At 34.2% G+C, this 6,840-nt stretch carries 6 protein-coding genes, 1 tRNA gene and 1 pseudogene; 7 read left to right on the forward strand and 1 reads right to left on the reverse strand.

Annotated features, from left to right (window positions below; all coding sequences use genetic code 11):
• Positions 1-196: 196 nt before the first annotated feature.
• Positions 197-267, forward strand: a tRNA-Gln gene (locus DRF65_RS27920).
• A gap of 148 nt (positions 268-415) precedes the next feature.
• On the opposite strand, the gene DRF65_RS27925 is transcribed toward DRF65_RS27920, so the two are convergent.
• Complete coding sequence (locus tag DRF65_RS27925; protein WP_115973979.1) at positions 416-940, reverse strand: antirestriction protein ArdA; 525 nt, start codon at positions 938-940, stop codon at positions 416-418.
• A gap of 1,141 nt (positions 941-2,081) precedes the next feature.
• On the opposite strand from DRF65_RS27925, the gene DRF65_RS27930 reads away from it, so the two are divergent.
• From DRF65_RS27930 to DRF65_RS27955, 6 genes and pseudogenes are all read left to right on the forward strand, one after another.
• The gene (locus DRF65_RS27930; protein WP_115973980.1) at positions 2,082-2,456 is read left to right on the forward strand and encodes a hypothetical protein; all 375 of its coding nucleotides are present in this window, start codon (positions 2,082-2,084) and stop codon (positions 2,454-2,456) included.
• Positions 2,457-2,460: 4 nt separating this feature from the next.
• Positions 2,461-3,429, forward strand: a complete 969-nt coding sequence (locus DRF65_RS28755) for a hypothetical protein (protein ID WP_185148491.1) — start codon at positions 2,461-2,463, stop codon at positions 3,427-3,429.
• Between the two features lie 12 nt (positions 3,430-3,441).
• Positions 3,442-3,888: a hypothetical protein gene (locus DRF65_RS27940; RefSeq protein ID WP_115973981.1), complete on the forward strand. Its 447-nt coding sequence runs from the start codon at positions 3,442-3,444 to the stop codon at positions 3,886-3,888.
• Positions 3,889-4,141: 253 nt separating this feature from the next.
• Positions 4,142-5,218 (forward strand): hypothetical protein, encoded by a 1,077-nt coding sequence (locus DRF65_RS27945; RefSeq protein WP_115973982.1) that lies wholly within the window; start codon positions 4,142-4,144, stop codon positions 5,216-5,218.
• Positions 5,219-5,246: 28 nt separating this feature from the next.
• Complete coding sequence (locus tag DRF65_RS27950) at positions 5,247-5,750, forward strand: DUF4280 domain-containing protein (RefSeq protein ID WP_115973983.1); 504 nt, start codon at positions 5,247-5,249, stop codon at positions 5,748-5,750.
• A gap of 10 nt (positions 5,751-5,760) precedes the next feature.
• Positions 5,761-6,840: pseudogene (locus DRF65_RS27955) on the forward strand (hypothetical protein); the annotation flags it as partial.

Consider the following 6,840-nt stretch of genomic DNA (forward strand, 5'->3'; position numbering starts at 1 on the left):
CCAAAAAATCAGGTAACAATAATTTTAATAGCTCGTCGGGAATATGCATCCTCAAAGTTAATCTCTTATTTGTTCCTCCACAACTTTTAGCACTGATCCAAAATGAGGCTCTATTTTAAGTAAAAAATAAGAATTTTCAGGAAAGATATTTGTAAATAAGAAAAAAATATATAAATTTGCAAAACCAAAATAAAGCAGACCTATAGTGTAACGGTAGCACTCCGGTTTTTGGTACCGTCAGTCGGGGTTCGAATCCCTGTGGGTCTACAACCAAACAAAAGCAACTCGCTAATTTACAGCAAGTTGCTTTTTTATTTTGGTCACTTTTGGTCACTTGGTCACGATTTTGGTCACTGTTTTTGTAAAAAACACTCGAAGTGAACCCGATTAAACCTACTTGAATCTAATTGTATCTTTAAGCACGGAAATAATGTCCGTTAGACTCGAAATAATCAAACATTATACTCCTTGCTGTAGCTTCCCAGTTTATTACAATCCAATTAGGAATATTAAACGTATCATCTTCATACAGCCATTGTACAAAATCTTCATCGCTTTCGTATTCGCCGTAATAAAAATTGTTTACATATTCATACAAGCTTTGGAAATCCATCTTTCCAAGATTATCCAAACAGGCTTCATAAACTTCTACATCATGTCCAGAATCATTGATCTGTTCAAGAACATCATAAATGTCTTTTGATATATGGCATTCACTCAACAATCCCAGTTTTTCCAGAATCGGACATTCATAATCTTGAAACATAAATTCGGGATCATCTTCATCACTATGAAGCTCCTGCATTGCTTCCAAAAGATCTTCATAATCGGAATAATCTCCGAGGTTAAGCCATTTCCCAAATAATGAGCTGTTGTTGTACTTTGCGTACGTTCCTACATAGATACTAGCAGTATCAAGACAATTTGTTAACTTTGTCATGTTGATAAGTTTTAAGTGTGATTTAAAATTTATTGATGTCGCCTAGTTGTGTTCCCGCACTTCTAGGCATTTTTGTTTTATATCGAACCTTGTACACATAGAGACAAGGTTTATTTTAGAAGAAAGTAGCTTACAAAAGCAGTATAAATATACAACAAAACATTGATAAACACAAGTATTACAGGTAGTTTTGATCAAAATATCAACGTCTGTTAAAAACTTTTTAACCACTCGGAGCACAGGAAAAATAAAACAAGTCTGAGAAAAACGAAATCCGAGTATAGGGGTTGTATCGAAAAAAACGTAACATCCCCCCGTCAGAATTTTGTTAGTACCCTTTGTCCCGATACATATACAAAAAATTGGGATACGGCATAGGGGGTACTTTTTATAACGGATATTAACGAGGATGGTGTAAATTACCAACTAAGTATTATAAATTTTGTCTTTAAGACCGCTGAAAAAAAATCACACTACTCAAAACACCACATTCTGTTTACCCCAAAGAACCCTGAAATATTGATTTAAGATGGTTTGAGATGTGTTAGTGTGTGATATAGTAATAGAATAATTTTAGTATATATAGGTACTATGTTGCAGAAATCATGAAAACTCATCTATTCATAGTGCTTTACAAGGCTTATTGAATAAGTTGTATAAATCAACAAAAAGTGATACATTAACATCCGAAAAAATATTTTTTTTCAGAACATTTGTGTTTTTAAAGTCCCTCGTTTCTTTGAGGGGCTTTTTTATTTTGGGGTAAAACGGCAGATAATATATTAACAAAAACAGATCTATTCTGATCTATACTTTAAATCCTTAATACCAAAGCCAGAAAGTGGCTACCACACCGAATCAAGATTTATTTGAAAAAATTCATATCTTCGTAGCTTAAATTTTATCGACAACGAAAAAGCGTTAATAATTATTCTGCCAATAGGAATCTGGTAAATTCAAAATAAGGAGTAGAATAGTAAGTTGAACGCTCACGTCCATATATTACGGGGCGTGGGTTTCGCTTATTTATTCCTTATGGCTTACCAGAGCCTCTATTGGTAAATAAGAGTTACGAGCCTACGTCCTTTTTCTATATAATAACCAAACAATACACTTTAGGCTCGGGTGATACAGATCACTCATGAAAAAAGTCTTTATTTCTCTCCTGCTGTTCACAAGTATAACAGTATTCTCACAAGAAAAATTTGATTGCAACAATCTTTCTAAAACAGATTATCTCAACAAGTACCGTGAACTCCGAAGCTACGGATTAGACAAAATCACCCTCAAAGATGGCAGAGAGGTATTACCGTTAGTCATATCAAAAGTTTATAACGAAAACAGTTTGAGACAAGTTTGCATTAACGCAGCCTATGCCGACCACAAATACGGCACAGAAAGTCATTACGAGATGTATCGTCAGAATATCTACAATATATCCAAAGAAACATTCATGAAAAACTCAGATTACTTTGAGATATTCTTAGAAATGATTACACAACTCAAAAACCAATAGTTCTATGGAAAAGAAAACTATTCAGGTAGACAAAAACATACCCAAGTCAGTATTGATAGGTTTTGTACTATCGTTTGTAACTGTTTTTGTAATCCAACATTTCAGTACATTTTCATACATTCCCAATCTTACCAGACCAGCGATTGATTACAACCATAAGATTGTTATTAGCGGAACTTATGATACTCGAAGAACTCCCGTAGGTGCATTATATCAAACAACTCCATTTGGGACAAAAATAGATCTCCCTACAAACGGAATGATGTGTAGTGAGCTATTATATGATTCTGAGTTTAAGAGTTATTCTAATAAAGGTTTATTGTATGCAAAATCTGTTTTTAGTGATTACAAATATCTTTTGCTGTTTTGGCTGGCATACACATTAATCATACTGTTTTTCAAAAGATACCGTCTAAAGGTTTTGATCTTAGTATTACCAATATCAATCTTGAGTTGTGACAAGACTAAACAAGAGTCAATAACACCCATAAACACAGTAAAAATCGACTCAAATAACACGAACAATAAAACACCTCAAAATACGCTAAAAACAGCTATAAAACACTCGTTTGTTGTTTTTAAAGTAAAGGATAAATACTTCGGTAAAGAGTCTGTAATAGTGACAGGAATTTTTAACACCCCCGACCCACTTACAACTGATGAAGAATATATGATCTTAGATGATACACAGGCAAAATGCCATGCCTATCTGTTTGACAAAAATATTCTTGAAAGGTATATGAAGCGTTTTGATAGTTACGCAGAAGCAAGCCAAGAAAAAGAACGAATTTCTAACATCCGTCATACAACTGTTGAATCAGGTCAGAAACCTACTCCCAAAACCTTGACTAAAGAAGAACAGGAACAGATCATCAAAGAACTAAAAAGTATTACGCCCGAAGAATGGGAAGAAGCAAAAAGATTGCAGACAGAATATGAAATCTGGGAAAACGAACAGAAAAGATACAATTAAAAATAATCAATCATGAAAAAACAACTATTTTTAGCATTATTGCTTACATCAACATTATTAACAGTAAACTGCTCTAGTAGCAATAACGATGATGATAATACACCAACTACCCCACAACCATCTAATCCGCAATTAACCCCTTATTTTCATCCGCCAGTATGGATTCAAGGTACTTGGGGAGTTAGTAACAGCACAACCGCTCAAAAAATCTATAAGTTCACAACAGAGGATTTTGTGATGCTTGTTACAGGTACTGAGCAAAGTATGACAGGGATAATTAATTCAACACCAAAAGGAGCAAGCACAAGTGAAATCATTTCTGACAACGAGTATAAATTTTCGATAAACTATAAAGCCACTGGAACAGTACAAAGCTTTGAGTTTAAAAAGATCTCCGCTACTCAGATTCAATGGAAAGATAATGTAAGTAACACATGGAATACTTTGATTAAGTTCTAAAAATAGCCTTGGTTGATCCACTTTCAATCAGGGCTTTATTTTACACAAACACCGATGAATAAACAGGTATAAAAAATCTGCAACATAGTACCAATACATACTACAATTTCACATTACAATATCCTATACTAATCAAATTTAAATCCACCTAATCAATCCTAACCGAAAATATTAATTCAAAGTATGGGGAAAACACCTATATAACTTTTAAACAATTTTAAGTATACTTGCAAACATAAAAGACACAAATCCAATGATAATTTATTACACCAAATCAGGACAATCCCTTGCTGATCTCTGTAATGAGATACAGCTTGAAAATCCTGAGTATTTAAGGGAGTATCATAATCAAAATTGTTCTTTGTCTGAACGCTTTACTGGTGATATTGTTCAGGGAATGAAAATCTATATGCCGTCATCATCTGAAATCCTTGAGCTTAACAAAAAAATCAGAGACAATAATCAAAGCTTTTATGATTTCCCAGCTAAAGGAAAATTTCCTTTTGACTTTAAACTCTGGGAGGGAAATTATCAAATTACCCAGACTATCTATTCTGATGATACAATCCTTGCAAAGTATGAAAACAAAGTAAGATTAGATCTTGAAGGAATTAAAAACGGGTATTATCACTTTCTCTTTTCAGCATTTGACTTCAGAAAAAATGAGGAAACTTCAGATTACAAAATGGACACCCTTGCAAAAATGTGCATAGAGGTTATATATCCAATCCGATACATTATAGATCCTGAAGGGAAGCTTATTGATATAGTACTGACAAAGAAAACAGAAGATATTGTTTCTAAATTGGATTCTATAAAGAATTTTTTTCCAGATCAATATTCCTCTGAATATATTGAAAAGATGAAAGGTATCATTGAAAGTCCAGAAATCATTTCACAAAAGTTTAGAAATACATTATTTAACTCTTTTATGTTTGGTGCATTCTACAGAACTCAATTAGGAAGCTGGACAAATTCAGATGTTTATAATGATTTTTATCCTTGGATCTTTGATGCTCAGCCGATACGATTTGAATTTCAAAACATATTATTATCTAAAGATATTGTAGATGATGAAAGAGTAAAGATCCAGCAAAAAGGTATCTCTATTGATAAGCGAAATCTGGAAGGATTACACTTTACAGATTCAAAGTTCGATGAGAAAACAGATATAGAAAAGAAACCTATAGATTGTGAACATTTTGCAGAATATCTTTTTAACCGAGAAAATTTATCATTGCATAAAATAGAAGCAAGATTTCAATATTTCGGGCATGAAAATACCCGAAGGGAAGATTTTTTATTAGAAAGAATTACAGATAATTATTAAATTTGAAAACCACCAAAATCACAATACGATGTCAGAAAATTCATCCCCTCACGATGGTAAATATTTCGTGATCCAAAAAGGAAAAGCCCAATGTAATCAAGGGAATCAGTTTCCACAGTTTAAAGTAACCTCGCACCAAAAACATTATTGGAATAACAAAGAAGGACAAGCGGATTATTTAGCCGTTACAGAAGATGATCTACAATTCACACCATCTGGCCCTAGCTTTGGGCAGTGCAAGCTGAAACCAAGTTCAGGCGGTTATTTACCTTGTGCTTTTGCTCCTGCTGGAAAATGGCAAAAGACCTATGAGAAGACAAAAGTCATGAGCAAAAGTTGTATTACAGAACTTTCTGAATTGATGTGTGCAACAGGAGGAAAAATTACAATAAAAGAACATGGGCAAAGTGCGGAGGTAACCCAACAGAATGTCAGGAATGCTGATCCAAAACAGCAACAGAATATTAATCCGTTGCTTGACTACAAAGAATTTCAAGATGAACAGGAAGAAGATGTAAACATCTGCCAATAAACACACAAATATGGGAAAATTAACAATCATCGGAAACGATAAACCTGTGATAGGAAAACAGGAAATGTATTCTGTCACTACAATAAATGGCTGGTTGAATCCTTTGCAACCTATTAAAAACCCTTTACAAGTACCCAAAGCACATTGGGAAGTGATGGTACAAACCAAAACAGGTTGGAGAAAAGGCGGAAGCGATAAAGAAGGTCAAATGGTTCCTTATATTTTTGGACAGAAGAGTTTATTTCATAAGGGAATAAAGATCATTGTACGTCAGGGTGAAGACTATGGAGAACTGATTGTACATCCACAAAGGGCTAAAGAACCTAAAATAACCAGAGTGGAACTTCTGGATGCTAACTATAAACCTATTCCAAAAGGTAAAAAGTTAAGCTATAAAGATACCATTATTGCAAGGGCATATTGTGTAGAGATGTTCGAGATGAATATTGCTTTTACCCTTTGGGAAGATGATGCTCAGGGAGAAGGACACAATCCTACAGTAAATGCTTTGAATAAAATAAACCCTGTCCCTGTTTTTAGCAGAGTGAATGAAAAAGGAATGGCAGAAGCTGTTTTCAGATTACCTTTTTACACAATGGCTGTACTGATTGCCAATGCACGCACTGGATCAGGTGATAAAAGCGAGGGAGCAACCCACGAATATTATGTAACGGCTGATGTAGTGAGTAAACATATACAAAAAGCAAGTCCTAATGTTAATGTAGTTAACCCTACTTATAATCCAGAACCTCCAAGAAAAAGAGAGGTTCCTAAGAAACAAACACCCGCAACGCCAAAACCTAAAACAACTCCTGCTCCAGAGAAACCCAAACCTAAACCTGATGGGAATTCAGCAAAGTTCCCAGTAACTACGGGTGGAAAAAAAAGTGATGATCCACAAGGAAAGATCCTGAGCGCTGAATTTGTTGATGGAAACGGAAACAGACTCCATTCTTCCAAAGTGGGAACAGCTGTCGCTATAAAAATTATGGCAAAGGGTATGAAGAATAAAAAAGTGAAGATCAAAATATGGGAGGAAGACAATTTCAGTTGGACTAATGATTTGATTCATGAAAAAGATTGTGTATTG

It is taken from the genome of Chryseobacterium pennae (assembly GCF_003385515.1).
Classification (GTDB): Bacteria; Bacteroidota; Bacteroidia; order Flavobacteriales; family Weeksellaceae; genus Chryseobacterium; species Chryseobacterium pennae.